This window comes from Acinetobacter sp. AOR01_HL, assembly GCF_027855455.1.
Taxonomy (GTDB): Bacteria; Pseudomonadota; Gammaproteobacteria; order Pseudomonadales; family Moraxellaceae; genus Acinetobacter; species Acinetobacter baumannii.
Genome location: NZ_JAKTIM010000018.1, coordinates 285,395 through 311,527, shown reverse-complemented (window position 1 = coordinate 311,527; position 26,133 = coordinate 285,395). Strand labels below are relative to the sequence as shown.

25 protein-coding genes and 2 pseudogenes are annotated in these 26,133 nt (G+C 37.6%); 6 read left to right on the top strand and 21 right to left on the bottom strand.

All coding sequences use genetic code 11. The annotated features are described in order from the left end of the window. Positions 1–3: 3 nt before the first annotated feature. The 15 genes from stiP to cadR all read right to left on the bottom strand — a co-directional run bounded on the left by stiP (position 4) and on the right by cadR (position 13,754). On the bottom strand, positions 4–1,155 hold the full coding sequence (gene stiP / locus MKL62_RS06035; protein WP_005129667.1) for a cysteine protease StiP: 1,152 nt from the start codon (positions 1,153–1,155) through the stop codon (positions 4–6). Next, the gene (locus MKL62_RS06030) at positions 1,139–1,960 is read right to left on the bottom strand and encodes an HAD family hydrolase (RefSeq protein ID WP_025470094.1); all 822 of its coding nucleotides are present in this window, start codon (positions 1,958–1,960) and stop codon (positions 1,139–1,141) included. Before MKL62_RS06030 ends, stiP begins: the two co-directional genes overlap by 17 nt. After that, positions 1,953–3,092, bottom strand: a complete 1,140-nt coding sequence (locus MKL62_RS06025; protein ID WP_005129669.1) for a phosphoribosyltransferase domain-containing protein — start codon at positions 3,090–3,092, stop codon at positions 1,953–1,955. The genes MKL62_RS06030 and MKL62_RS06025 overlap by 8 nt, the downstream gene beginning before the upstream one ends. Before the next feature lie 711 nt (positions 3,093–3,803). Beyond that, positions 3,804–4,934 (bottom strand): beta family protein, encoded by a 1,131-nt coding sequence (locus MKL62_RS06020; RefSeq protein WP_000975797.1) that lies wholly within the window; start codon positions 4,932–4,934, stop codon positions 3,804–3,806. Positions 4,935–4,936: 2 nt separating this feature from the next. Next, entirely contained in the window at positions 4,937–6,160 is a 1,224-nt protein-coding gene (locus MKL62_RS06015; RefSeq protein WP_000394713.1) for an ImmA/IrrE family metallo-endopeptidase, read from the bottom strand. Further along, the gene (locus MKL62_RS06010; protein WP_000770669.1) at positions 6,150–6,422 is read right to left on the bottom strand and encodes a type II toxin-antitoxin system HigB family toxin; all 273 of its coding nucleotides are present in this window, start codon (positions 6,420–6,422) and stop codon (positions 6,150–6,152) included. Before MKL62_RS06010 ends, MKL62_RS06015 begins: the two co-directional genes overlap by 11 nt. 407 nt (positions 6,423–6,829) lie before the next feature. Continuing rightward, a complete protein-coding gene (locus tag MKL62_RS06005; RefSeq protein WP_000835372.1) occupies positions 6,830–7,648 on the bottom strand; it encodes a hypothetical protein in 819 nt (272 codons plus the stop codon). A 293-nt stretch (positions 7,649–7,941) separates the two neighbouring features. Then, positions 7,942–9,009, bottom strand: coding sequence for an ArsO family NAD(P)H-dependent flavin-containing monooxygenase (locus MKL62_RS06000; RefSeq protein WP_002061939.1), 1,068 nt, complete (start codon positions 9,007–9,009; stop codon positions 7,942–7,944). 105 nt (positions 9,010–9,114) lie between these two features. Then, a complete protein-coding gene (gene trxB, locus MKL62_RS05995) occupies positions 9,115–10,068 on the bottom strand; it encodes a thioredoxin-disulfide reductase (RefSeq protein WP_002061937.1) in 954 nt (317 codons plus the stop codon). 18 nt (positions 10,069–10,086) lie between these two features. Continuing rightward, complete coding sequence (gene arsH / locus MKL62_RS05990; RefSeq protein ID WP_001052988.1) at positions 10,087–10,791, bottom strand: arsenical resistance protein ArsH; 705 nt, start codon at positions 10,789–10,791, stop codon at positions 10,087–10,089. 4 nt (positions 10,792–10,795) lie between these two features. Then, a complete protein-coding gene (gene arsB, locus MKL62_RS05985; protein ID WP_000068659.1) occupies positions 10,796–11,836 on the bottom strand; it encodes an ACR3 family arsenite efflux transporter in 1,041 nt (346 codons plus the stop codon). A gap of 7 nt (positions 11,837–11,843) precedes the next feature. Continuing rightward, positions 11,844–12,317: an arsenate reductase ArsC gene (locus MKL62_RS05980; protein WP_002125971.1), complete on the bottom strand. Its 474-nt coding sequence runs from the start codon at positions 12,315–12,317 to the stop codon at positions 11,844–11,846. Between the two features lie 6 nt (positions 12,318–12,323). Next, positions 12,324–12,647, bottom strand: coding sequence for a metalloregulator ArsR/SmtB family transcription factor (locus MKL62_RS05975; protein WP_000373080.1), 324 nt, complete (start codon positions 12,645–12,647; stop codon positions 12,324–12,326). Between the two features lie 55 nt (positions 12,648–12,702). After that, positions 12,703–13,137, bottom strand: a complete 435-nt coding sequence (gene arsC, locus MKL62_RS05970) for an arsenate reductase (glutaredoxin) (protein ID WP_000213576.1) — start codon at positions 13,135–13,137, stop codon at positions 12,703–12,705. Positions 13,138–13,361: 224 nt separating this feature from the next. Continuing rightward, positions 13,362–13,754 (bottom strand): Cd(II)/Pb(II)-responsive transcriptional regulator, encoded by a 393-nt coding sequence (cadR, locus tag MKL62_RS05965; protein WP_000480876.1) that lies wholly within the window; start codon positions 13,752–13,754, stop codon positions 13,362–13,364. 75 nt (positions 13,755–13,829) lie between these two features. Here cadR and MKL62_RS05960 point away from each other — a divergent pair, with 75 nt between their 5' ends. The 3 genes from MKL62_RS05960 to feoB are packed head-to-tail and all read left to right on the top strand — an operon-like array spanning position 13,830 to position 17,228. After that, positions 13,830–15,137, top strand: coding sequence for a cation efflux transmembrane domain-containing protein (locus MKL62_RS05960; protein WP_000537299.1), 1,308 nt, complete (start codon positions 13,830–13,832; stop codon positions 15,135–15,137). Between the two features lie 11 nt (positions 15,138–15,148). Next, positions 15,149–15,409 carry a FeoA family protein gene (locus MKL62_RS05955; protein WP_001048218.1) on the top strand — a complete coding sequence of 87 codons (261 nt, stop codon included), beginning with the start codon at positions 15,149–15,151 and terminating at the stop codon, positions 15,407–15,409. Beyond that, complete coding sequence (gene feoB, locus MKL62_RS05950; RefSeq protein ID WP_002061944.1) at positions 15,399–17,228, top strand: ferrous iron transporter B; 1,830 nt, start codon at positions 15,399–15,401, stop codon at positions 17,226–17,228. Before MKL62_RS05955 ends, feoB begins: the two co-directional genes overlap by 11 nt. Positions 17,229–17,299: 71 nt before the next feature. Here the strand turns inward: feoB and MKL62_RS05945 are convergent, their stop codons facing one another. The 4 genes and pseudogenes from MKL62_RS05945 to MKL62_RS05930 all read right to left on the bottom strand — a co-directional run. Next, positions 17,300–17,662 (bottom strand): copper-binding protein, encoded by a 363-nt coding sequence (locus tag MKL62_RS05945; RefSeq protein WP_000911303.1) that lies wholly within the window; start codon positions 17,660–17,662, stop codon positions 17,300–17,302. A 33-nt stretch (positions 17,663–17,695) separates the two neighbouring features. Next, positions 17,696–20,842 (bottom strand): efflux RND transporter permease subunit, encoded by a 3,147-nt coding sequence (locus tag MKL62_RS05940; RefSeq protein ID WP_000561732.1) that lies wholly within the window; start codon positions 20,840–20,842, stop codon positions 17,696–17,698. Between the two features lie 14 nt (positions 20,843–20,856). After that, a pseudogene (locus tag MKL62_RS05935) lies at positions 20,857–21,012 on the bottom strand (copper-binding protein); the annotation flags it as partial. After that, a pseudogene (locus tag MKL62_RS05930) lies at positions 21,000–22,070 on the bottom strand (tyrosine-type recombinase/integrase); the annotation flags it as partial. The pseudogenes MKL62_RS05930 and MKL62_RS05935, both read right to left, overlap by 13 nt. Before the next feature lie 134 nt (positions 22,071–22,204). Between MKL62_RS05930 and dusA the strand changes: the two are divergent. Together dusA and MKL62_RS05920 are read left to right on the top strand one after the other, a co-directional pair. Beyond that, positions 22,205–23,221, top strand: a complete 1,017-nt coding sequence (gene dusA, locus MKL62_RS05925; protein ID WP_030423654.1) for a tRNA dihydrouridine(20/20a) synthase DusA — start codon at positions 22,205–22,207, stop codon at positions 23,219–23,221. Positions 23,222–23,556: 335 nt separating this feature from the next. Beyond that, positions 23,557–24,066: a hypothetical protein gene (locus MKL62_RS05920; RefSeq protein WP_000587862.1), complete on the top strand. Its 510-nt coding sequence runs from the start codon at positions 23,557–23,559 to the stop codon at positions 24,064–24,066. 7 nt (positions 24,067–24,073) lie between these two features. Here the strand turns inward: MKL62_RS05920 and MKL62_RS05915 are convergent, their stop codons facing one another. After that, positions 24,074–24,967 carry a LysR family transcriptional regulator gene (locus MKL62_RS05915; RefSeq protein ID WP_005129672.1) on the bottom strand — a complete coding sequence of 298 codons (894 nt, stop codon included), beginning with the start codon at positions 24,965–24,967 and terminating at the stop codon, positions 24,074–24,076. Between the two features lie 103 nt (positions 24,968–25,070). On the opposite strand from MKL62_RS05915, the gene MKL62_RS05910 reads away from it, so the two are divergent. Further along, a complete protein-coding gene (locus tag MKL62_RS05910; RefSeq protein WP_001984446.1) occupies positions 25,071–25,193 on the top strand; it encodes a hypothetical protein in 123 nt (40 codons plus the stop codon). A gap of 60 nt (positions 25,194–25,253) precedes the next feature. On the opposite strand, the gene MKL62_RS05905 is transcribed toward MKL62_RS05910, so the two are convergent. Then, on the bottom strand, positions 25,254–26,018 hold the full coding sequence (locus MKL62_RS05905) for a tRNA threonylcarbamoyladenosine dehydratase (protein ID WP_001281716.1): 765 nt from the start codon (positions 26,016–26,018) through the stop codon (positions 25,254–25,256). Positions 26,019–26,133: the final 115 nt, after the last annotated feature.

The following is a 26,133-nucleotide window of genomic DNA, read 5'->3' as shown; positions in this document are numbered from 1 at the left end:
AAGCTAACCTTTTCCCAAATTTTGAATTAATGTGATCGCTTTATAGGGAGCGATTTGATCACCTACAATTTGCACAGGTGTTTTTGTGATACAAGTCAAATGGCGTAGTAAAGCAGTATCTGGATCATCTGCATCACGCAGTAAAACCAGTTCAGGTACACGTCTTAAAATAGCTCGGGTTGCTTCAGCAATACTTGGTTTTATACGGTTAATATTTTGAATATTATATTTTTTTGCCAGTTCTCGTATTACATGCTGGCTTTGGGTTTGCTGCACTTGTTGATATGCTTCTGTCCAGACAGCATTACTTTGGGATTTTAATGACCTTCGGAGCTGGTTGATTTGCTCAATAAATTGCTGAGACGTATCAAATTCTTTTAAATGAGGATACTCAATACAACTATGCCATTGATCGATATTATTAGCGTTAAGCTCTTTGGCACTCAAGACCTCACCCTCACAGATACTTCGGGAAATTAATCCAGAAACTGTAGAGCCTAAAATACCCGATGGAATCAGCCAATCCTCTCCACTAGCGGCCAGCCATGCACAACCTGCAATATCTGATAACACAACTAATGGTATAGGCTTCCCATTAAAACGGGAATCATTACTTAAACTACGCTGTAATTCTTGACGGATAGCACCTTTACCTGTCCAACCATCCACAAACACAATCGAATCATGTCCATGTTTAGCAATAATAGTTTCCAATGCGGCAAAATCGATGCCACGATCTCGAATAATACTAATACCGTAATGTATACATTCGTACCCCAAGTCTCGTATAGCATGATAAAGCAGTACACCTAAAGGTACTCCTGCCCGCACAAAACTTACTAAAACGATTGGTGCAGTAAAATGACTAACCAAGGCCTGTGCCAATTGCTGAACTTCTTTTGCTAGGCGCTGCTGCCCTTGTTGCATTGCTTGCTCAAATAATTGCAAATGTCGTTCTGTTGGTGCACTTTCCACACTAATCATCTGCGAATAATGCTTTTCTCCAGATTGAATCAGTCGCTCTTTTTTAATTGTATCTATTGGCTCAATATAGGTACGTTTTAATAGAAAAGTAACTTGTTTTTTCTGATAACTACCACTAAACCCATGCTTTAAAACTAATTCACTTGCCCTGTCTTTACTGATAATCGCCATAATATCCTTCTTCTTTGTATTGCTGTGTCAAATTATGTGTCACCCAACGATTTAACTGACTATGGTTAGGCATTCCCCACCAATGACATAAGTTCAAAAACTCGACATCCGATAAACTATCGCCAAAACCAAGAATTGGACGTTGTTGAGATGCGAATCGTTGCAATAAAAAACGAGCAGCATTGGCTTTACTGACTGGTTTTGGAATTAACGCTAAATTATTGCCATTTAAATGAAAATAGAAATCTTCTAGAAGCGATGGACTTAATGTATTTAATAGTTGTGGTAAGAAATTCGGTGCATAAGGATTATCATTTTCTGTATTTTGTTTAGCCACCACGTATAAACCCAAGCCCTGCTCATCAACAACCCAAGTTCGAATAGAACCAAACTCAAGGGCTTGCTTCTGTAGCACCTCAATTAAGATCTGCTGTTTTTTTTGATAAGGTGCTAGTGCACACTGCATTTGTATATGCCATTCTCGATTCACACTGAAATCCGCATTTAATACTGTTCCGCCATGTGAACACACAGCACCGTAATCAAAAGGTAAATGTACACGGGACAATGCTTCTGCGCTTCTTGCCGTTACTGGAATTAAATGCGTATTATGTAGCAACCATTGTACAAAATGCTGTTGAATCGGGTTCATGTATGCCAGGGGTTGTCCTTGCTTATCCGTTGTCACCATCTTAAAGTCAGCTTGAGGAGTGATACGACGATGGGTCTGAAATAAAGTATCATCCAGATCGACTAGCATTAAAGGCGTCAACATATTAGGCGCACCAGATAAAAAGTTATTCATTTGCACCATACAAATTCACAGTTTGATGTGGAAACTCTACTGCACTGATGACTTCAGCATTTGGAATTGCCTCTAATAAGCTCGTTGCGACCGAGTCAGCAGAAGTTTCCACAGTAATCAGGACACGGTCATATTCTAAAGGGTTGATATTGTAAACAAAATTTTGAATACCTAATCCATAGTTATCTGGAAAAGCTAAAGCAGACTGGATCGCGTGCCCTATGGCAATAGGTGAGCGGGTAATGGCACTAAATTTCACTTCAGCACCTTGTCTTTGCAAATCTTCTGCCAATAAAAAAGAAGACCAAACATATTCACCACTTCCTAAAACTAAAATTCGCTCTGCGGGTTTAGTTTTTAAACGAATATAGGCAGAGGTATCATAAACCGGTACACGCCCCCAAGTAGGTTCCGGTAAGGTATTAAATTCTCCAAATGCCACAGTGTCGACTTTTGGCATAGTAATAGGAGGAGAATTTTCTGCATCTTGCCATTTCCATTTACCCTTCATCAAAGCAATACATTGACAATTTAATCCCGCAATATGAATTCCTGATGACCAGTCTGCAAGCGTCGCCGTAACAATATGTGAGAGCTGATCTAAACCAGCGGCCCGAAGAGCTGACACAAGATTAATAAAGGTTTTCCCTGTAGATGCCTCATCATCTACCAAAACAATACTTTTACTGGCCAAAATCTTCTTTTGGATATCTGCATCAGGTGATCCATACAATAATTGATCCTGCGCATGGCTATGCTCTTCCAGAAAACGGGCCAGCAAAGGCACATCTTTAACTGGATGGCGTGTCGTCGTTACATAAATTGCATTGGGATAGCGCTTTTGTAAAACTTGATGTACTCCCGCCCCTAAACCAACTGCTGTTTCAGCCATCCCAATCACAATAATGGGTTCAGGCAAGTCATCTGGAACCAGCTCAGCCAAATCAGTAAAAGCATGACGCATTACATCAGGACTGACTGGAATATGCCGACCTAGTACTTTAGAAACAAAAAGAAAGGCCCGCTTTGGGTTTACCCGTTCAGCAAAGCCCAACAAATCCTGCCATTGCCAACAGCTATTTTTATCAGGTTGTAAATATAATTTCCCACGCTGTAATTCGATCTCAATCATTTAATTCTTAAATCTAAATTAAAAAAGTATACATAACGGTCTTTATATTACACAAATACTAAAAATTATGCTTCGCATAGTGATCATTACTTTACATTTTTTTAATAAATAATTAATTTTTAAGGTAAAAACAATTAAACTATATATGTTAATTAATTTATGAACAAACTTCTAAAGGCTTGAAATTAGTTATAGAGTATATAAATTTATATAAAAAATTATAGTTACTTATATAAATGGCTGAGTTCATAACAGTTTTAATCACATTCAATTTAAATGGCCTGAACAGCTTAACAGTGACTTTGTCTTAAATTAAATACTAAATTTATTTGATGCTTTCTTACAAAAAAGCAAATGGTTTAGCTAAAGGTAATTTGTTAAAAATCATCTTTCTATATTTAATATAAGGGCGGTTATAAATTACGCAGTTAAATGCCACTGTCGATTCAGAGCTAAACCCCGTATAATGCTGCCCTTTCTTTAATTTAGCGACTTTTGGGTCTATCGGTTATGCAATCACTTCAATCGTTACCACCTCGTATTTCAGTAGCCCCTATGATGGATAGGATCAACTAAAATAAAATATCATTTATTATTAAAAACTTAGAAACAAAAATAAAATTTATGGTGTAAATTTAGTGTAAAAATTTAATTACTGAAAAATAATTTAAAAATCCAGCCCATTTATGAATGGCTGGATTTTTATTTGATCTATTTTTGATAAGCTAGCTCAAAAGATCCTATTTCCTCTAAGACATACCGAATGTGGTGGCTCGTATCAATTGCAACCCATTGCGTAGGATTTCCTATAAAATTATTAATACCGTGCGCACATTCAAAGATTTTATTGTCTCCCCAACTAAAGCTTACATCTTCATAATAGATAGAATTAATTAATCTCATTGCTAGCTGCTTTCTATGCCCATGACTTCCACCATCTCTAGAAAATGGATGGCCTCTTACGACATAGTAATTTTTATCTATAGTGTAGATAATTTTTCCATTCGTATGTTGATTAATAATCTGCTTTTCTGGAGCTGGATGTCTTGCTCCATGATCTGCAAACTTCAATTTAACATTAGGGAACATGTTTCTTAAAGTCTGCCATACAACCATTTCTTTTCGAAGTACTGGACCATCCGTATCATGATCTTCAATGGCTTCTGCAACGCTTGAAGGATATGAAGCTCCACTGATAGAAATGTATTTAAAATCATATTCAGTTAATACTTCTAAAAAGTCTCTAGACTTGCTTAGCATCTGTTCAATTGTTATACGATTGACACTTACATCCCCAAAATCTAATAATATAGAACAATTATTTTCTGCTAATTTTAAATCAGAAATAATTGATTCTAGTTGTTCTTTGAAAAAATCAGGTTCATCAATATCATACATTGCCTCACCATCTAATCTAATACAAAAATAAGGAGCCTCTGGATAATTTAAATTTTTCATTGTTTGATGATAAAGACTGCTCATTTGATCAAACCAACGGTCATAACCAATTACAGGAACTACCTTTACTCCTAATGCAAACAATTTGTTATACGTATAGGTTAGGAAATGCTCACCATTCTCCAATAAAGCTTCAGATGGTTTCCAAAAATAACCATCCACTAAAGCAATATTTCCACTCCATAATTTCCCTATTTTCTCGCAACGGCTATTAATATCAACAAGTCTTGAAACCCCTTCTTTATAAATATTAGGCATTTCAAATAAAGGGTGGAAAGTTGGCTGTATTTGATATTCTAACTGCTCAGACCTAATAGGTTTTATCGCATCAAATTCACCTTGCTTCGCTTTCATGATTGGGACATATTCTGGAATTTTCATCATCTCTACTCCTCAACACTTAATAAATGAGAATTGGTTAATAATGCCTTGACCTGATATTGACCAACCAAGTCTGAAAATAAGGTGTAATTTCCCAACTCTTTTCGAATACGCCCTGCAATGATTGCTGGATGAACTCTCAACTCTTTAGCCAACTTTTCAATAGATTCTTTACTTGGTGAGATAAATGCCTCTGTACGTCTCAAAACTCCTCTTGGTATAAATGCCTCTCTTGCCAATCGATTTGCTTCAGCCTCCCTCCGATCCTCCATACTTGATGAATCTAAATCATCGAGAAATGCTTCTGTTTCATCAACATGCTTCCAAATATGTGCGCATTCATGTAGTAACGTAAACCAAAAATTATCCAATCGGTCATATCGTAAACTTAGCCCAATAATAGGAGTGCCGTCACTGTCCTTCAATGCCGCTCCATCAAGATGCGTACCTTTAAGATGAGGCTCAATGACTACAGCAATTCCATGTTTTTCTAAGTATTCAATTGCTAATATTGGCCCATGCTCAAACCAGCTTAATTGAGCTAACTCTCTTAAAAAATTACTATTTATTAAATTAGGGTCATATTTTCCTAGACTATCTTTCTTATCTCTAGCTTGGAGAATGACTCTAGCTAGCCACGCATACAGTGCATACATCGTATTAGGTGTTTGGGCATCACCAGACAACTTTCGTTTAAAAGAAGCTGAGCCGATTTGTAACCCTGATTGAGCAATATATTTTTGGATAATACTCTCAGTTGATGCTGCCGTATCAGCAAGAAATGTTTTTAACCACCCCCTATTTTTCATCTCTTTAACAGGAAATTTAGACCAATCAATATTATTTTTATCTAATGTATTCTTTGAATTTGATAAACCAATTAATGTCTCTACCGACAGTCCCAACCCTACAGATAATGCTCGGATCATATCTACGGTTAAAGCTCTTTTTCGATTAAGAACTTCAGAAACTCTACTAGTAGTACCAAAATATGGGGCCAAATCAGCTTGTTTTAACCCTTTCTCATGCATCCTAAATAGAATTGCATCAATAGGATCAGGCGCCTCTATCGGATATTGTTTAGTTTCATAATCTTCTATTAAAACCGATAATAATTCCAACCGATCACTCTCAGGACTTCCTATAGCCGGATTTAGCATAATTAAAGAATGCACTTCGTCAAGATAAGCTTGATACTGCTCTCTTGTACGAATAACTTTAAATTCCATTGTTAGCACCTTTAATGTTTACAGCTTTAATAATCGCTATTCTTTGAGAAAACGCGATTTGTAGACAAATAACCCATTTAGAGTTATGTATCGAAAATTCGAAACATTGATTTTCCAAAATAGATACTTTTGGAAATTGTTTCAGAATATCTTCCGCGCCCCGCCAATGAGCATCACGTATTTCAGAGATCCAACTTATGAGCCATTTTTTAGCAAACTCACACTCAATCACTGTTATTTTTTCAAGACCTAAAAGCTTCATTTAAAAATATTCCCAATTTGGGAATAAATTACACCATTTCAAAATACAACTCAATTCCCATTTTGGTAATTATCATAAACTAATTATTGAGAACTACTTTAATTGCTTAAATATTTATCAGTGATATGGTCTTTGTTAGATTTTTTTGAAATAAAAGAATAAATTTAATTAAATAAATCAATATTTAAAGTTTGATATGTTAGATATTGAATTGACATAAGCTGCCCATAATTCCTTCATTCAAAACCTAATTTAGTCACGGTCTTTCTAACAGAATTACAGTCTGACTAACCTCTAATGATCTTAAATAATAAATAACAGTAAAAATACTTTCTGTTATAGGGATAGGTAGTCTATAGATTGTTTTATGTATGTGGACAAATCCAGACTTGTCCACATATTTAAAATTAAGAGTCACTACCTATGCGTTTGCGTTCACGACTTCTAAAATTTTTCACATATAGGCCATCAATCATTTCTTTTGGCTCTAAAGCTAAGGCGCAATTCGCTAAGGTAGCAATTGTATTATCTGTTAACTTAAAGTCATTAGGTAAGAAACCATATTCTTTCTGACGATTACATTCAATAGCTTCAAATAAAGCTCTAAAATAATCAACTAAGGAAGCTCTCTCACCTATTGTTGCCACTTCAGTAATAGAATCAATAGCAATAGGTACGGCCATTCTTGCATCTTCAGCGATAACTTTCATTACATCATCTAACCGAGGCCAATATTTAAGATCAAACTGACCTTGGAGTTGCTTTAATTTATCTAGCAAAGATGTTCTAAAATACGGATTATTCTGAGATGCTTCACGAATTACATTACCAATGTGATAATGGGTATCTGTCATAAAGCCAGAAGTATTTATTAACTCGGATCTAGTTTCTAGGAGAGCTGCTAATTCATGAGCTTTAATAGAAATTTGCTGATTAATCTCATTCAATTTTTTCTGAGCAGCCCTAGACTTTATTACTTCCTCTGGACTATGCATTGAAGTAATTCCTACTAACAAATCTAAAAAATTTGTGAGGGCTTGATGATATTTCCCTAGTTTTGAATACAACTCACTATAAGCATGTTGTAACTCAACTTTACGCTCAAGTAACCTATCAATGATTATATTTTCACTAGGAAGTATCTTGGCTTGCGTATTAGTAGCTTTTTTATCTAATAGAATAGCTACACATACCTCTTGAGCTTTTATTTCATCTATAGACTTCATGATTTCATCTCTGTAATTGGTTCTGCTTACAGTGTAATTAGCTCAATTAAATCTGTCGGTATCTGAGTAATAATAACTTTTATAGTACTCAGATACCTCCTTTCTCATGAAAGAGTATATAAACAGTAGACTAGTTTTATTGGGAATTATATTAAGCAACTAGAGTCTAGTTAAAATTTTCCAGTTATTGATCACTTACTAAATTAGAACCAATACCACCAAAAAAACATAAGTGTTTGATATAAAAATATATAAACCTTCTATAGCCTCAGCCATCCTTTATTTAAGAATTTTTAATCTATAGCTAAGTAAACAGCTATTTCATCGACTACTGCTTTGGCTGTTCTAGAAACCCCGATTAATGTTGCCGATGCCATGCCTGTCCATTCACCATAACCAACTAGCCAAAGATTGTTTATTTTTATTGAACGTCCATCATTGACAGCAACAGTCTGATTAGGTTCTATCACTCCAAGACTCCTTAAGTGATTTAGGGAAGCTTTGAAACCTGTACACCAAATCACAGCATCGACCAATTGTGTTGAACCATCCTCCCAAACAACCGAATGTTCTTTAAATGCTTTAAAGGGTTCTCTGCTATGTAATACCCCACGTTCACGTGCATCTTTGACACTGTCAATCATGACAATATCCCCTAGACCACCAATGGGTTGATCAACTATTCGTCCCTCCTGTTGTGCCTTCAAACGTTCTGTTGCTCGAAGGAATAAAACACGCCCATCAACATCATCCGATAAAAATTGAGGAGGAGTTACTGTGATCCAAATAGTGTCTGCAACTTCTGAGACTTCAGCAAGAATTTGAGCACCAGAGTTACCTCCTCCTATCACTAGAACCTTTTTATTAATAAAAGGTTCTGGATTAACATAATGTGCTGAATGGGTTTGTATTCCTTTAAATCTTTCTAATCCTTCGTAATGTGGAATATAAGGCTGACTCCATGTACCTGTAGCACTGACAACCGCCTTTGCTCGCCAATATTTATCACCCGCATATACATCTAAGCAGTCATTTTTTTTCTCAATATGATCAACATGTATAGGTCGAATGACAGGAAATTGATAGCGTTGTTCGTATGCAGATAAGTATTGAATCACCTCATTCCGCGTTGGATAAGTTTGTTCAGTTTTTGGCATCATCCAGCCCGACAACGAACTCCAAGTATTTGGAGAAAAAAGACGTAAAGACTCCCAAGCATGTAACCATGCACCACCTGCCTGATTTTGGTCATCTAAAATCACAAATGGAATTTTCTTACGTTTTAAAAAATAAGCTGTAGCAAGAGCTGCTTGTCCACCACCAATAATGACTACATCTACTTCAGCTTGTAATTGAGACAAAGTATCGCTCCCCCCTTCTTTATTGTCATAAACAAAATCAAAAGCCCAATCTGTTAAACAGACTGGGCTTATTTCTTAAAATTTTCAAGTGATTGAATTAGCTTTTTAATCGTTCAATTGATCTAGATATTTTTCAGCATCTAGAGCAGCCATACAGCCTGATCCAGCAGAAGTAATCGCTTGGCGATAAATGCTGTCAGCGACGTCACCAGCAGCAAAAACACCAGCTACAGAGGTTGCTGTTGCATTACCAGAAGTACCGCTTTGTACTTGGATATAGCCATCACGTAAGTTTAATTGACCATCAAACATACCAGTATTTGGTTTGTGGCCAATTGCAACGAATAGACCATGAACCTCTACGTCTTGCTTAGATTCATCTTGAGTTGATTTAAGGCGAACACTTGTTACACCAGTATTGTCACCCAATACTTCTTCAACTTCGTGATTCCAGATAATGCTGATTTTGCCTTCTTTTTCTTTGACAAATAAATGATCTTGCAAAATCTTTTCAGAACGTAAGCTATCACGGCGGTGTACTAGCGTTACATGTGAAGCAATATTTGATAAATAAAGTGCTTCTTCAACAGCAGTGTTACCACCACCTACAACCATTACTTTTTGGTTTTTGTAGAAGAAACCATCACATGTTGCACATGCGCTTACGCCTTGTCCCATAAAGTTTTGTTCAGACTCTAGGCCAAGATATTGAGCTGTAGCACCAGTTGCAATAATCAAAGCATCACATGTGTATTCTTCCATATCACCTTTAAGAACGAAAGGACGTACATTTAAGTCCACTTCGTTAATATGGTCATAGACGAGTTCTGTACCAAAGCGTTCAGCATGTGCTTGCATACGATCCATTAATGCAGGACCTGTTAAACCTTCAGGATCGCCCGGCCAGTTGTCAACTTCGGTTGTTGTTGTAAGTTGGCCGCCAAGCTGTAAACCTGCAATTAAAGTAGGTTTAAGGTTTGCACGCGCTGCATATACTGCTGCACTATAGCCCGCAGGGCCAGAACCGAGAATTATCAGACGTGAATGTCTACTTTGCATTTAGTTCTCTCCAATGTATTACAGACTACGCTGGTTAACACGTTTAGATAATTCTTCAGCAGATTCTTTACGCTCAGAATATCGATCAGTTAGATACAGGCTTTGTCCACGCGTAAGTAATGTAAACTTATAGAGTTCTTCCATCACATCTACTATACGATCGTAATAAGAAGATGCTTTCATACGTCCATCTTCTTCAAACTCTAAAAAGGCTTTAGGAATTGAAGATTGATTCGGGATTGTAATCATCCGCATCCAGCGCCCCAAAATACGCATCTGGTTAACGCTATTAAAAGATTGTGAACCACCACTAACTTGCATAAGTGCTAAAGTTTTACCTTGCGTCGCACGTATTGCACCACCAGCCAAAGGAATCCAGTCGATTTGGGATTTAAAAATAGAACTCATAGAACCATGACGCTCAGGTGAACACCAAACCATACCCTCTGACCAAGCCAAAAGTTCATGCAATTCTTTTACTTTTGGATGTTCAGTATCGGCATCTTCTGGCAAAGGCAATCCTTTCGGATGAAAAATTTTCACCTCAGCACCAAACTCCTCCAAGATTCGTCCTGCTTCCATCACCGCTAAACGACTATAAGAACGTTCACGATTCGAGCCATACAACAATAAGATGCGTGGTGCATGATCCAGTGCTTTAGCTTGAACTTTCTCTAAAGTAGGTCGATCAAGAAGATTCATATCAACATTTGGGAGATTCATAGATTTACACCGATTCAAAATACTTTTTTCTTAGCCATAAAGAGACACTGACCAAAGCAATCAAAACTGGTACTTCAACTAATGGCCCAATGACTGTAGTAAATGCCACAGGCGATGCTAAACCAAAGGTTGCAATGGCTACAGCCAGTGCTAACTCAAAATTATTACCCGCAGCAGTAAATGAAATTGCTGTAGTTTTTGGGTAGTCATTACCCATCCACTTACTCATAAAGAAACTAATGAAGAACATTACGATAAAGTAAATTGTTAATGGAATCGCAATTCGAATTACATCCAAAGGCAGACTCACTACATCTCCACCTTTGAGACTAAACATAGCAACAATAGTAAACAGTAATGCCAATAGACTTAATGGACTGATCTTCGGTAAAAAGACATTTTGGTACCACTCTAAGCCTTTGGCGTTGACTAAGATCAAACGGGTCAAGAAACCAAGAAAAAAAGGAATACCCAAGTAAATCAATACCGCGTGGGTAATCGTCCAAAAATCCACATTGATTACTTGCCCAGCAATACCAAAATAAGGTGGTAAGAAGGTAAGAAATAACCAAGCATAAGTACTAAAGAACAAAATCTGAAAGATACTATTGAATGCAACCAATGCTGCTACATATTGGTTATCGCCGCAGGCTAAACCATTCCAAACTAAAACCATTGCAATACAACGAGCTAATCCGATCAGGATTAGTCCAGTCATATACTCTGGATAGCTATGCAAAAAAATAATTGCTAATGCAAACATTAATACAGGAGCAATAATCCAGTTCTGTACTAAAGACAAAGTTAATGTTCTTTTGTCTTTAAATACTTGTGGTAGAGCTGCATAGTCCACTTTGGCTAACGGTGGATACATCATCAGAATCAAACCAATCGCAATTGGAATATTGACAGAATCCACACTCATTTTGTCTAAAGTAACAGAAGCTTGAGGTAAGAAGACACCTATCGCAATCCCCACCCCCATCGCAATGAAAATCCATAGCGTAAGGTTACGATCTAAAAATGACAGTCTTTGTTGAGCCATGATTTTCTCATTCAATATCTGATATGTGATTGATTGCAGCAATTAATTCAGGACGAGACATATTTGCTGTATCAAGTGCAAATAAAGCATCTAAACGACGGTTGATATGGTCTACTGTCACTAGGAAAGCTTTTAATTTTTCCTCTTTAGGCAAGTCTAAATGTGATGGATCAGCCAAGCCCCAATGTGCCTTGATCGCTCCCCCTAAATAAAGAGGACAAGCTTCTTGAGCTGCTGAATCACACACAGTAATCACTACTTCAGGTTTATATTGCTCACAGTCATCAATTGTTTTACTCCATAAACCTTCTGTTGAAAGACCAAGGTTTTCCAAAGTTTCAATAGTCAATGGATGCACCTGTCCTGATGGCTTACTTCCTGCACTGTATGCTTTCCAGTCATGAGGAGCACGACTGTTAAAAAGCACTTCAGACAAAATGCTACGACAACTATTTCCAGTACACAAAAAAAGGAATTTCATAATCTATTACTCACAATAACTATTTATAGAAAGCGTGTTGGTATTGCTTACAACTTGACTAGATGATGTTTTTTTTAAAGTATCTAGAATTTCAAAACACCATGCTGGAAGTTGTTGATTAATGCTGTAGTACACCCATTGGCTTTGTCGTCTGTCTTGTAAGAGACCAGAAGAGCGTAATAAAGCTAAATGCCTAGAAATCTTTGGTTGACTCAGTTGTAGCTTTTCTGTCAGATCACAAACACAGAGTTCTTTATTCTCAGCAATTAAAGTGACAATATTGAGACGGGTTTCATCTGATAAGCATTTAAAAAAATTAACTTGATCCATCTTTGCTACCTATAAATTTGGATATGCAGATAATCACATACAAGAACTAAATTTTTTAATTTACTCTCTGACCATTTTCGTCGATCACTTGTTCACCATCTTCTTTAGTGAAAGCACCTTTTTGTGGTAATGGCAGAATATCTAAGACAGCTTCTGAAGGACGACTTAAGCGAGTACCTAATTCAGTAACAACAAATGGTCGATTAATCAAAATAGGATGTTCAAGCATAAAACTGAGTAGTTGTTCATCACTCAAATCACTACGATCAAGCTGTAAATCCCGATAAGGATCTACATTCTGACGAATAGCCTCTCTTACTGTTAAGTTTGCATCCTGAATCAATTTAACTAATTCGTCATGACTAGGTGGTGTAATGAGATATTCAATAACGGTTGGTTCAATTCCTGTATTGCGAATCAAAGCCAAAGTATTCCGAGAGGTGCCACAAGCAGGATTGTGATAAATCTTTACATCTAATGAAGTTGTCATGAAACTGGGACCTTTAATATATTAATATCTTTATATACGAATTATCATATATATGCAACTTCATATATGATGGTCTGCAAAATACAATCCATTAAATAAGCTAGTTAAATTTGAAAAACTGCTGTAAACAATTCATTTTAGATTAATAATTTAGCAATAATATTAAATAAGCTAATATACGTATCAGTAAGTTTGAGAAACAAATGTGATCACTAACTTTTTATTCAGGCTAACTTCTTCAATACACCACATTTGTCCACTGTACATAACCCATCACAAGTCTTTCTTATTTCTAATAGCTGCTGTATGAGTTTCTGCTGATTCCGAATATTTTCCTCAACATCGTTAATATGTGAATCGATAAGCTCATTCACATCAGAACAATTTAGATTAGGCAGATCCTTATAATTTAGTAATTTTTTGATTTCAGTTAAGTTCATATTCAAAGAACGACAATTCACAATGAATTTCAACCGATCAATGTAATCTTCAGTATATAGTCTATAGTTACCTTGAGTTCGATCAGGTTGCGGGATTAAACCTTCTTTTTCATAAAACCGTATTGTCAGTACTGAGCACGACGTTTTTTCAGAGAGCTCTCCTATCTTCATAAACATTAGAAATACTCAAAATCCAACTTGACTCTATAGTAGCTATAGAGATTTTAATATGCAATAAGTAAAGATATGACTATGGGCACATCAATGAGTGGTTGCGGTTGTAATAAAGAAAGTTCTTGTGAAGACACTAAGCAAAATCAAAATGAATCAGAAACAAATTCTGGTAACAGTAAAGATTTAACTGCTGAAGAAAGTAAAAGTTCTTGTTGTGGTAATGAAGTACCACAACAATCTAAGCCAGATGAAAAAGATCCTTGTTCTAGTACTCAGCCATGCTCTACGCAGTCAAACTCATGTTGCACCCCAGATTCGATAAGTTCACCTGAGACAGTTAGTGATAATGAGGATGTAGCGACTTTCATCAGTGACTATAAAATCCCTAAAATGGATTGTTCCGCAGAGGAACAAATGGTTCGGATGACTTTATCTTCTTTGGTAAATGTTAAGAGGCTAGTTTTTGATTTGCCGAATCGAAACCTAAAAGTTATGCATAATGGTGAAAGTAATGAAATCACTGCAAAACTTGAAGCTCTTGGGTTTGGAGCAAAATTAAATAAAACTGAAGCCTATGTAAATAAAGAGCATGCAAATGAAATCAGTACGTTTCTGATTCCGAAAATGGATTGCTCTGCTGAGGAGCAAATGGTTCGTATGGCATTGTCTCCAGTGAATGAGGTCAAAGGACTAACATTTGATTTACCTAATCGGAAATTGAAAGTTTTTCATAATGATGGTCTTAATGAAATTACTAGCAAACTTGAAGCACTTGGTTTTGGAGCCAAACTTGAAAGTACCGCCACCTCTGTGGGTGAAATGCCTGAAAAAGCAGATACGTCTGAACAAGCAAAAGTTTTAAAAATTCTTTTAGCGATTAATGCTGCACTTTTCGTTATTGAATTTATTAGTGGCCTAATTGCTGCATCTACAGGGTTAATCGCAGACTCTCTTGATATGTTTGCAGATGCTGCTGTTTATGGGATTGCACTTTATGCTGTAGGTAAAGCTGCAAAGTATCAAGTTAAAGCCGCGCATTTTGCGGGTTGGATTCAATTATTTCTCGCAATAACTGTAATTGTCGATGTAATTAGACGTTTTATATTAGGTAGTGAGCCTGAATCTTTATTAATGATTGTAATCGGCTTTTTTGCACTAATTGCGAATGTTGCCTGTCTTTATCTAATTTCTGGACATAAAGATGGTGGAGCACATATGAAAGCAAGTTGGATTTTCTCCGCTAATGATGTGATTGTGAATCTAGGTGTAATTATTGCTGGCTTCCTTGTGGCTTTGACAGGTTCCGCATATCCAGATCTTGTTATAGGAATAATTGTTTCACTTTTCGTACTTAACGGTGCTCGAAAAATTTTGGCATTGAAATAAGAGTATTAAAAATGAATTTATTCCAAGTTAAACCAAACGAATTTGTCAAAATTGTTGACCTAAAAAAAGGTAACCAATATTTAGATAAAAATGATCCAGTTCTAGAACGACTTGAATTGTTAGGTTTCAGAATTGGTGAAACTTTACAAGTTCTAGCTAAGGGACTTTTCGGTGGTGATCCAGTATTGGTTCAAATTGAAACTTCTCGATTTGCGTTAAGAAAGAATGAAGCTGAACGAATTTTTGTAGAGATTGTTTCAAATGAACAGTAAAAATATTGCACTTATTGGTAACCCAAATTGTGGGAAAACATCTCTCTTTAATACTTTAACAGGCACTCGTCAAAAAGTAGCTAATTATGCTGGTGTTACTGTTGAGCGGAAAGAAGGTTTCTTTAAACTACCTTCTGGTGAATCAGTTCGAGTTTTAGATTTGCCCGGCACATACAGCTTAAAGCCTACGAGTCTAGATGAAGAGGTAACAAGGGCTGTATGCTTAGGTGAGCTTGAGGGTGAGGTTCTACCTGATATATATGTATGTGTGGTTGATGCCACTAATTTACATTTACATTTAAGTCTTGTGCTTGAAATTAGGGCATTGAATCGACCAATGCTTCTTGTTTTAAATATGATGGATGAGGTCAAAAAGCGTGGTATTTCGATAGATATTAATAAGCTATCAGAATTGTTGGGTATCCCTGTTATTGAGGCTGTTGCCGTTAAAACTAAAGGCGTGCAAGAACTACTAAATCAATTAGATCAAAAAAATCTATTTGTCACTCCTTATCATTCTGATCTGAATCATTTTGATCAGATTAAAAATATTACTAAACAGGTAATTTTAAAAAATGATAACGGTGATGCAAGAACAGCTTTCTTGGATAAAATTTTCTTACATCCTGTACTTGGTTTAGCCATCCTAACGCTTACCATGTTTGTCATGTTCCAAGCCGTTTTTATCTGGGCACAACCTTTTATCTCATTAATTGAAAATGCAATTGCTTGGTTAGGAGATACAATTGGCCCGCTTATTACTCATCCATTACTTAGAAGTCTTATTGTTGATGGGGTAATCGCTGGATCGGGTAGTGTTTTGGCTTATATGCCGCAGATCCTTATCTTATTCTTCTTTATTTTAATTTTAGAAGAATCAGGTTATTTGCCACGAGCAGCATTCCTTTTGGATAAATTAATGTCCAAAGCTGGTTTAAGTGGACGTTCCTTTATTCCACTATTATCTAGTTTTGCCTGTGCTATTCCTGGTGTCATGGCAACACGAAGCATTAGTTCGGAAAGAGATCGTTTAGCAACCATTATGATTGCGCCATTAATGACTTGTTCTGCAAGATTACCTGTTTATGCTTTGCTAATTGCGGCATTCATTCCAAACAAATTAGTTTATGGTTGGTTGAGCCTACAAGGTTTAGTTCTTTTTGGACTATATATGGCTGGAATTGTTTCAGCATTAGGTGTTTCTTTATTTTTGAAACTAGTTAGAAAAGATAAAACAGAAAGTATTTTTATCTTTGAGTTGCCTACTTATCGATTGCCAGATATTCGAAACGTTGCATTAGGACTTTATGATCGAGCTACGATCTTTCTAAAAAGAGTTGGTGGTATTATCGTAGCATTATCTATATTGCTTTGGGTGTTGGTTACGTTCCCTCAACCACCTGAGCATGCCACGATGCCTGCTATCAACTATAGTTTAGCTGGACAACTTGGACACATTATTCAGCCTATATTTGCACCTATTGGCTTTACTTGGGAAATCTGTATCGCATTAATTCCTGCTATGGCTGCAAGGGAAGTTGTCATTGCTGCTTTAGGTGTAATTTATGCTATGTCTGGAGATGAAGATACTGTAACTCAAACATTGTTGAGTCAAATCTCTGGTCCTGATGGTTGGGGGCTAGCTACAGGGATGTCATTATTAGTTTGGTACATTTTCGCACCACATTGTCTTGCAACATTAGCGACCATTCGTCGTGAAACTGGTAGCTGGAAACAGCCTGTTATTATGGCGACTTACTTATTTGGGCTTGCGTATTTCTTTGCCTTCATTACATATCAGCTTATTAGTAGACTTTAATCAAAATAAGAATATTTCATAAAGAAAAATGGATGCCTTCGCATCCATTTTTCTTTTAAGTATCAAACTGATTATGAGCTTTTTTTCACAGCAACAATAATCTGACTCTCACCCTCTATTTTTAATTCGAAGTCAACCTTTTCCCCTACAGTTAAACCATTCAATAATGCTGGATCTGCAACTTTAAAGCCCATGGTCATTGCAGGCCATTTAATTGCAGGAATTGCTTCATGGTCGAGTGTTAGAATATTTTCTTTCGTATCAATAGCAGTAATCACACCAACAGCTTGAGCTGTTGCAACTGTAGATGACTCTTTACTCATCTGCTCCATCGGTGCTTCCGATTTCTTTTGCTCTGATGCCTCATTTTTGCTACATGCACTTAACGCAGCAACAGTTGCAACAAGAGCCACAATTTTCATAAATTTCAACATAATAAAACCTCTTTTGACGAAATAATAAAACTATCAATTCTTTGATAGTTTTCTTTTGATTAAAAGCTGATATGCCGCAGGGATAACAAACATAGATAAGAGAGGGGCTGAAATCATGCCCCCAACCATAGGTAAAGCAATACGACTCATTAATTCAGAACCTGTTCCAGTCCCCAACAGAATAGGGATTAACCCCGCCAAAATGACAGCGACTGTCATTGCTTTAGGGCGAACACGTAGCACGGCCCCTGTATGAATTGCCTCATTGAGTTGTTGCTCTGTTAAGGATGCCGTTGAAGAAGATAGGCTTTGCTGTGCATGCTCAATTGCTTGCTTTAAATAGAACAACATGACTACACCAAACTCTGCGGCAACACCAGCAAGTGCAATAAAACCAACAGCAATCGCAACCGAAAAGTGATAATCACTCAAGTACATAGCCCAAATACCACCAATCAAGGCAAAAGGTAGTGTTGCCATAATCAGAACAGCATCTTGTACTTGCCTAAAAATCAAATAGAGCAATAGAAAAATGATCATCAAAGTAATTGGAATAACAACTTTTAAGCGAGCATTCGCACGCTCCATGAACTCAAACTGTCCTGAATAGCTAATGCTCATGGCAGAAGAACGTTTTACTTTTTGGTCTATGGCCTGCTTCAAATCTTGTACAACCGAAGCTAAGTCACGTCCTTGTACATCGACATAGACCCAACCACTTGGACGGGCATTCTCACTTTTAAGCATTGGCGGCCCATCTGTAATTTGAATATTCGCAACACTACTCAAGACTATTTGTTGACCAGATTCAGTTAGAATCGGTAAATTTCTTAAGGCTTCCAGTGAATCTCGAATCTCTCGTGGGTAACGTACATTAATGGGATACCGTGCCAAGCCTTCAACAGTTTCACCAATATTTTCCCCGCCAATCGCTGATGAGACGATTTGCTGTACATCTTTAATATTGAGACCATATCGCGCAGCCTGCATACGGTTAATATCAACATCAACATATCGACCACCTGTGAGCCGTTCAGCTAAAGCTGAACTAACACCGGGCATCTGTTTAGCCACTTGTTCAATTTGCTGTGCTACCCGATCAATATCTTGCAGATCATTTGCTGAAACCTTAATCCCGATTGGACTTTTCACCCCAGTTGCCAACATATCAATCCGGTTACGGATAGGTGGCACCCAAATGTTTGTTAAACCCGGTACTTGGACTGCCTTATCTAGTTCTTTTATCAATTTGTCAGGTGTCATACCTGAACGCCATTCAGACCGTGGTTTGAACTGAATCGTGGTTTCAAACATTTCTAATGGTGCAGAATCTGTGGCTGACTCAGCGCGACCAGCTTTACCGAATACTGTTGCAACTTCAGGAACGGTTTTAATCATTCGATCAGTCTGTTGGAGTAGCTCAGAAGCTTTTGCTGCGGACAATCCCGGTAAAGCTGAAGGCATATACAGTAAATCACCTTCATCCATATTGGGTAGAAACTCCCCACCTAACCGTGTTAAAGGGAAAAGACTAATAAGGAAAATTAGCAATGCACCAAGTAAAATTGTCTTTGGATGAGCTAAAACCTTATCCAACATAGGGCTGTATATTTTGATCAGAAAACGGTTCAGTGGATTACGCTGTTCAGAAGGTAATTTCCCTCGAATCCAATAACCCATTAAAACGGGAATCAAGGTAATGGATAAACCTGCTGCTGCTGCCATTGCATAGGTTTTAGTAAATGCCAGTGGTGAGAACAAGCGACCTTCTTGTGCCTGTAAAGTAAAAATAGGAATGAAGGATAAGGTAATGATGAGTAGACAGAAAAATAAAGTTGGCCCGACCTCACTGGCAGAACGTGTAATGATGTTCCAACGGACTTGTGCTTCCAAGACTTGCTCAGGATGTTCGTGTTGCCAAGTTTCGATATGCTTATGTGCATTTTCAACCATTACAATTGCGGCATCGACCATAGCGCCAATCGCGATAGCAATACCACCCAACGACATGATATTGGCATTTAGCCCTTGATAATGCATCACCAAGAAAGCAGATAAAATCCCAAGCGGCAAAGAAACAATAGCCACCATTGCTGAACGTAAATGCCAGAGGAAGAGTCCACAGACTAAAGCCACCACAATGAACTCTTCAATTAATTTATGGCTGAGATTTTCTACTGCTCTATCAATCAATTGACTGCGATCATATACAGGAACAACTTGTACACCTTTCGGTAGACTTTGTTGTAATTCAGCTAGCTTCGCTTTCACAGCAGTAATCGTTTCACGTGCATTTTTACCTGCTCGTAAAATCACGACACCCCCAACCGTTTCACCTTGCCCATTCAATTCACTGATGCCACGACGCATTTCTGGACCAAGTTGAATAGTTGCAACATCACCTAAAGAAACAGGAACACCGAAACTATTTGTTCGTAAAGGAATTTGGCGAAAATCATCTAAAGTTTTTAAATAACCAGAAGCCCGCACCATATATTCCGTTTCAGCCATTTCCAGAACTGAACCACCAGTTTCCTGATTAGCTTTTTGAATCGCCTCAATGACATTGTTTTGTGTGACACCTAAAGTAGCCATCTTGCTTGGGTCTAAGACAACCTGATATTGCTTAACCATTCCCCCAATTGTGGCAACTTCAGCCACGTTAGGTAATGTCTTCAGTTCATACTTTAAAAACCAGTCTTGTATGCTTCTCAGCTCCGAAAGATCATGCTGTCCTGTTGGGTCTACTAATGCATATTCATAAACCCAACCAACGCCAGTGGCATCTGGTCCCAATGAAGATTTCGCATTTGCAGGCATTTTCCCTTGAATTTGATTTAGATACTCCAATACACGAGAACGGGCCCAGTAAAGGTCAGTATGTTCATCAAAGATGACATAAACAAATGAGTCACCAAAAAAAGAATAACCGCGAACAGTTTTAACACCCGGTACCGATAACATGGTTGTTGTTAAAGGGTAGGTCACCTGATTTTCAACAATTTGTGGTGCCTGACCAGAAAAATTAGTTCGAATAATTACTTGTACATCAGACAAATCTGGTAATGCATCGACCGGAGTATTCTTTACGGCCCAAGTTCCCCAAGCAGCCAGAATTAAAGCGGCTAACAGGACAAATACACGATTCGCAATTGAAAAACGAATAACACGGGCAATCATAATCGTCCTCCCGTTTAGTTCTTCATAGATGTCATAGACATCTTGGAAATGTCAGAAATAACGTAAGTATCTCTAGCATGTGTAAATCTAAAACGGACCTGATCGCCTTGCTGAATTTGGGTAAATGGTTGCACTGGTTGTTTAAAGCTCATAGTCATAGCCCCCCAACCGAATCATGCAAACTCACTTTCTGAATTTCAGGAATAGTAAAACTTTGTTCTGCCAATCGTGTACATCCCTCATGTCTCAAATCATGAAAATGTAAATCTTCAATTCCTAATATTTTACATGCTTCACGAAATTCTTTTCCTATGCTTTTTGGGTTCAGAGGCAATAAGAGTTGTTCATCATATCCTAATCGAAGCATACGACTCCGCACTTCATTATCTAATAAAAGTTCAATTATTGTTTTACAAGGTTCCAACACGTCAAAAGACTTGTGATTACCTTTAGAACCGTTCGGATTTTTCAAATCATGAACTTTCCATGATGAATGGTAAGAATCATAATCTTGCAGCCATAAGCGTGTTAACTCTGCTTCACGTCTGCATGAAAAAATTGCGAACCAAATAATTAAATGCATTGGATACTTAGTACCATATTTATTTAATTTCCAACGCTCAGCAAAAAGTTTTGTTAAAGCAATTAACTCTTCATTTGTAGGAAGTCTATCTCTCACTTTGCTAGAGGAGATTTGGCGAGTTTTTCTAAGCTGTGCCGTAGCTTTATCGAAGCTACTTAAATCAACTTCCATGCCCCACATAACAGATGCATGAGATAGAACACCTCTAATATGTAAAAGCTCATGCTGCTGTGTACTTGTTGCAATAGGGTCTAAACCAAGATTCGGCACGCCTCTCCGTCTTAGAGCAACATGCTCAGCCAAATGTATTGAATGTATTTTTGTGATAATATTGCGCGCGATTGGCAACTTCTTAATTAAGAGTAGAGAATAGCGTTTCGTCCTACCGTACTCGCTCCCAACTTCATCCAAATATTTATCTATGGCATCTGACAAAGTTAGATCAATCAGTTGTTCTTTGCCAAGTAAAATGTCTGGATTTTCTTGAATCTCAACTTCTCTTTTTTTAAGCCAGTTTTCTGCCACTTTTTTTGAATGAAATGTTTTGCTTTCAGAATAAGCTGGATAACCTTTTTTGTTGATCCGGATAGCAGCTCGGTAACTAACACTTCCATCTGCACCTTTTCTGGCAGTAATTGACCCCATAAATTTACACCATGAACCATTTTCTCCATTATGGTGTAAATTTTGGTGTAAATGCAAACTAATTAACGCAGCTAAATATGAGTTCCCACAGATTCAAACAGGTTGCAAAACACTGATTAAAGGCATGATTTTTAATGACTATTAATAAAACCATTGAAACTATTAAATCTCCAAGAATCAGTGTAGCCCCAATGATGGACTGGACTACAAAGGACTACCGATTCTTTGCACGGTTGTTTAACCCAAACGTTGTACTTTATACAGAAATGGTGACTACGGGCGCGATTCTATTTGGTGATGCGAAACGCCATTTGGACTATAACACTCAAGAACACCCAATCGTATTGCAGCTTGGCGGCTCAAACCCACAAGAGCTTGCCACTTGCACAAAAATGGCTGAAGACTGGGGTTATGACGAAGTCAACTTGAATGTAGGCTGCCCAAGTGACCGTGTACAGAACAATAAAATCGGTGCATGTTTAATGGCAGAACCAGACTTGGTCGCTGAATGTATTCACAGCATGCAAAAAGCCGTCAACATTCCGGTAACGGTTAAGCACCGTATCGGTATTGATGACATGCAGTCTTACGAAGAAATGCTGCATTTTGTAGATACGGTAGCAGCAACAGGTTGTACCCACTTTGTTGTACATGCCCGTATTGCGATATTGAAAGGTTTGTCTCCGAAAGAAAACCGAGAAGTACCACCGCTACGCTATGAAGATGTTTACCGTTTAAAGCAAGAACGCCCGCATCTGACTATTGAAATTAATGGCGGTATTAAAACTTTTACCGAAACTCAAGCTCATTTACAGCACGTTGACGGCGTCATGATTGGCCGTGAAGCCTATCACAACCCTTACTTACTTGCTGAGCTCGGCCAACTTTGGAACCTAGAAGCACCGGATCGCTTCGATATTATGGAACAAATGCTACCGTATATTGAACAACGTCTAGCTGAGGGTGCGCCACTCTCTATCATTACGCGTCATATTTTAGGTTTATTCCAAAATTTACCGGGCGCTCGCAAATGGCGTCAGGCGCTAAGTGGTGGAAATGCAAAAACTTTAACTGATGTCGAGAATGCAATCCATAATATGCAAGCTGCCATTATCCGTACTGAAGAGTATTTAAAGGAACACCAATTTTAAGCCAGCCCATGTTTCTAAAATTGTAAGAAAATGTGGCATTTTAAATCAGAGACTTAGATTTTGAGTATATTCGCAAATGTTGGCTCGAAATATTCAAAATTAAGCTCTGATTAATTATTTATATTCAATAATATCAAAAACTTAATTTGTATGATTTCAAAAGCTCTTTTAATTAGCCCTTTTTTCCATAGCCAGAAATAAAAACTGGTAAAAAGATACGTTATTACATAACATAAACAAAACTTTTAAGTTTGGGCCATTAGTATCTCTGAACGCCACAGGTAGGTGGTGATTTTCTAAATACGGATATAGGTAGTACGGGTAGAGATTTCACGATGATTATTTATGACGGACAAGTAGCTGATAACTATATGTATCAGGATTCAAATCAGGCAGCCATTGTTGTATCCCACAGCACACCAAGCCTCCCTTATCCATTCACCATGAAACCCAATAATCACTCCACTGAAACCAACACTCCTCCAGCCATTGATGTAGAAAAATTCGTAGCTAAATTAGAAAGTATTACCTCTAGACGCAGTAAAGCGCGTTGTGCACGTAGCATCCGTATTGCGCTTGAGTCTGCTGGTGCCGATGTTGAAAACCATCCGATTGCAGCATCAGATTGGGGCGATACCCTCAAGAAAATTGGCTATAAAGAAATAAATCCAGCCTTTGATGAGCCACAAGAAGGCGACATTTATATCATTCACAGAACCCGCAACCATATTTACGGTCATATCGCTGGTTATACAGGAAGCGAATGGGTGTCAGACTTTAAACAAAGTAGTTATGACGTCTATAAAGATGATAACGTCACCTATACTTACTATAGATTAGGCTAATTCACTTCTAAGATAGAAACATTTGATGAATTTGCTCGGCGCAGTGCTGAATGATTTCATCATGGCCTTTTCTATAGACCAGTAAAACTTCCGAAAGAGATAGAGAATCTGCCAAAGGTATTAGTTTTACATTGGCAGGTAAGATTTGTTGAAACTCCGCAGGAACAATACCTACCCCTAAATTTGCCGCCACGAGCTGTAACTGTGAAATCTTACGCGACTGAATGGAGGCTTTTTGTGGGGTAAATCCTGCGGCTAAACACAGATTTGCGACCAAATAACTTAAGCCTCCTCTTTCGGCATGAGGCGTTGATACAAAACACTCATCTTTTAAGTCTTTTAAATAAACCTTTTCTGATTTAGCAAACTTGGCATGATCAATATGCACAGCCACCATTAAAGGCTCTTCATATAACTTAAAAGTATTTATACCATCTAAAGTATGCCGAACTGGTGGACGGATCAAACCGATATCAATTTCACCATTTAATAACGCTAAGATTTGCTGCTCGGATGATAAGGTATTAATCTCAAAGCTCAACTGCTGCGTTAAGCTAACTTCTTTTAATATCTGCACCTTTGTATTATCCACGACAATACTGCTGGAATGAGCAAGTTTAATCTGTCGATTTTTCCCTTCCGACACACTTTTAGATAGATCAATAATTTCATTTAAATAAAGCAAGTTATCTTTTATTTTCTTATAGAAGACCTCTCCCGCTACCGTAAGTTTTACTCTTTTGTCCGTACGATCAAACAACTGAAAATCAATTTCTTCTTCTAATAGTTTCATTTGTCGACTTAAAGCAGACTGGGCAATAAATAGCTTTTCGGAAGCAGCGGTAAAGCTCCCCTCTTCAACAATTTTTATGAAATATTGGAATTGTTTTAATGTGAGCATTACCATCTCAAAATTAGATCATTTGGTCTATTTTCCATATTAGATTAGATAGATCTCCTTCGCTAGAATTTTAATCAAGACCATTCACTTAATTGAATTCTTCATGAAGTACTTAAAAGGTTTCGCAATATGCACCATCGTTATTTTAATTTTATGGTGTTTTAAATTTTATGATCAGCAATTACCCACACAGCCCAAACAAGACAATATAGAGCTATATGATTAAATAGTTTTTCCCAAAAAAAAGCATGCCCCCACCCAAGCGCATGCCTTTTCCATATTTAAATTAGGCTTTCTTTAAATCGAGCTTTTTCAAAACTTCAGCCACAGCAATCATGGCAAAGCTTGAAGTCACCACCACCGCTGAACCATAGCCACCACAGCGCAACCCCGCCGATGGGCAGACATCTGCGCTTGAAAATGGATTGTCGATTGAGTAAATACAGGTAATGCCAAATTTCTCTTTTGGCTTTTTACAGATGCCGCGAGCGCGAAGCTGACTACGTAGCTTTGCTAACATTGGGTCTTGTTCTGTTTTTGATAGATCCGCCACGCGAATTTTAAGTGGATCGAGCTTACCACCTGCCCCACCCGACACAATCAAAGGAATTTTGTTAAAACGACAATGGAGCATTAAAGCCAGTTTTGCCTTAACGTCATCGATGCAGTCCAAAACAATATCCGGTACAGGGTTTAAAAGCTCTGCAACATTTTCAGGTGTTAAGAAGTCATCAATAATATTGACTTTAATGCGTGGGTTAATTTGGCGACAACGCTCCGCCATAATTTCAACTTTTTCACAGCCCAGAGTTGAGGTCATTGCAGGTAGCTGACGATTCACATTTGATGCTGCAACTACATCCATATCGACTAATGTAATCTCACCAATACCTGTACGCGCTAAAGCTTCTACTGCCCAACTGCCGACCCCACCAATACCAATCACCATCACATGACTTTGTTCATAGTGCTGGAACGATGAATCACCATAAATTTTGGCTACACCTGCAAAACGGCGGTCATATTCATCATTTTGTGGTAAATCGGACATGGAAATGGCTTTCTCTAAAAAATCAAACCATATATTTTACTGTTTTTTACGTAGAGCGTCTTGCCGCTCTTACAAATAAAAATACCCAGTAAAATTGCAATAATTGAATTCCACC

What these genes read in the sequence shown, in the direction of transcription:
- stiP (WP_005129667.1), bottom strand. Translation starts at nt 1,155, where the DNA reads ATGGCGATTATCAGTAAAGACAGGGCAAGTGAATTAGTTTTAAAGCAT.
- MKL62_RS06030 (WP_025470094.1), bottom strand. Translation starts at nt 1,960, where the DNA reads ATGAATAACTTTTTATCTGGTGCGCCTAATATGTTGACGCCTTTAATG.
- MKL62_RS06025 (WP_005129669.1), bottom strand. Translation starts at nt 3,092, where the DNA reads ATGATTGAGATCGAATTACAGCGTGGGAAATTATATTTACAACCTGAT.
- MKL62_RS06020 (WP_000975797.1), bottom strand. Translation starts at nt 4,934, where the DNA reads ATGATGAAAATTCCAGAATATGTCCCAATCATGAAAGCGAAGCAAGGT.
- MKL62_RS06015 (WP_000394713.1), bottom strand. Translation starts at nt 6,160, where the DNA reads ATGGAATTTAAAGTTATTCGTACAAGAGAGCAGTATCAAGCTTATCTT.
- MKL62_RS06010 (WP_000770669.1), bottom strand. Translation starts at nt 6,422, where the DNA reads ATGAAGCTTTTAGGTCTTGAAAAAATAACAGTGATTGAGTGTGAGTTT.
- MKL62_RS06005 (WP_000835372.1), bottom strand. Translation starts at nt 7,648, where the DNA reads ATGAAGTCTATAGATGAAATAAAAGCTCAAGAGGTATGTGTAGCTATT.
- trxB (WP_002061937.1), bottom strand. Translation starts at nt 10,068, where the DNA reads ATGCAAAGTAGACATTCACGTCTGATAATTCTCGGTTCTGGCCCTGCG.
- arsH (WP_001052988.1), bottom strand. Translation starts at nt 10,791, where the DNA reads ATGAATCTCCCAAATGTTGATATGAATCTTCTTGATCGACCTACTTTA.
- arsB (WP_000068659.1), bottom strand. Translation starts at nt 11,836, where the DNA reads ATGGCTCAACAAAGACTGTCATTTTTAGATCGTAACCTTACGCTATGG.
- MKL62_RS05980 (WP_002125971.1), bottom strand. Translation starts at nt 12,317, where the DNA reads ATGAAATTCCTTTTTTTGTGTACTGGAAATAGTTGTCGTAGCATTTTG.
- MKL62_RS05975 (WP_000373080.1), bottom strand. Translation starts at nt 12,647, where the DNA reads ATGGATCAAGTTAATTTTTTTAAATGCTTATCAGATGAAACCCGTCTC.
- arsC (WP_000213576.1), bottom strand. Translation starts at nt 13,137, where the DNA reads ATGACAACTTCATTAGATGTAAAGATTTATCACAATCCTGCTTGTGGC.
- cadR (WP_000480876.1), bottom strand. Translation starts at nt 13,754, where the DNA reads ATGTTTATGAAGATAGGAGAGCTCTCTGAAAAAACGTCGTGCTCAGTA.
- MKL62_RS05960 (WP_000537299.1), top strand. Translation starts at nt 13,830, where the DNA reads ATGGGCACATCAATGAGTGGTTGCGGTTGTAATAAAGAAAGTTCTTGT.
- MKL62_RS05955 (WP_001048218.1), top strand. Translation starts at nt 15,149, where the DNA reads ATGAATTTATTCCAAGTTAAACCAAACGAATTTGTCAAAATTGTTGAC.
- feoB (WP_002061944.1), top strand. Translation starts at nt 15,399, where the DNA reads ATGAACAGTAAAAATATTGCACTTATTGGTAACCCAAATTGTGGGAAA.
- MKL62_RS05945 (WP_000911303.1), bottom strand. Translation starts at nt 17,662, where the DNA reads ATGTTGAAATTTATGAAAATTGTGGCTCTTGTTGCAACTGTTGCTGCG.
- MKL62_RS05940 (WP_000561732.1), bottom strand. Translation starts at nt 20,842, where the DNA reads ATGATTGCCCGTGTTATTCGTTTTTCAATTGCGAATCGTGTATTTGTC.
- dusA (WP_030423654.1), top strand. Translation starts at nt 22,205, where the DNA reads ATGACTATTAATAAAACCATTGAAACTATTAAATCTCCAAGAATCAGT.
- MKL62_RS05920 (WP_000587862.1), top strand. Translation starts at nt 23,557, where the DNA reads ATGATTATTTATGACGGACAAGTAGCTGATAACTATATGTATCAGGAT.
- MKL62_RS05915 (WP_005129672.1), bottom strand. Translation starts at nt 24,967, where the DNA reads ATGCTCACATTAAAACAATTCCAATATTTCATAAAAATTGTTGAAGAG.
- MKL62_RS05910 (WP_001984446.1), top strand. Translation starts at nt 25,071, where the DNA reads ATGAAGTACTTAAAAGGTTTCGCAATATGCACCATCGTTATTTTAATT.
- MKL62_RS05905 (WP_001281716.1), bottom strand. Translation starts at nt 26,018, where the DNA reads ATGTCCGATTTACCACAAAATGATGAATATGACCGCCGTTTTGCAGGT.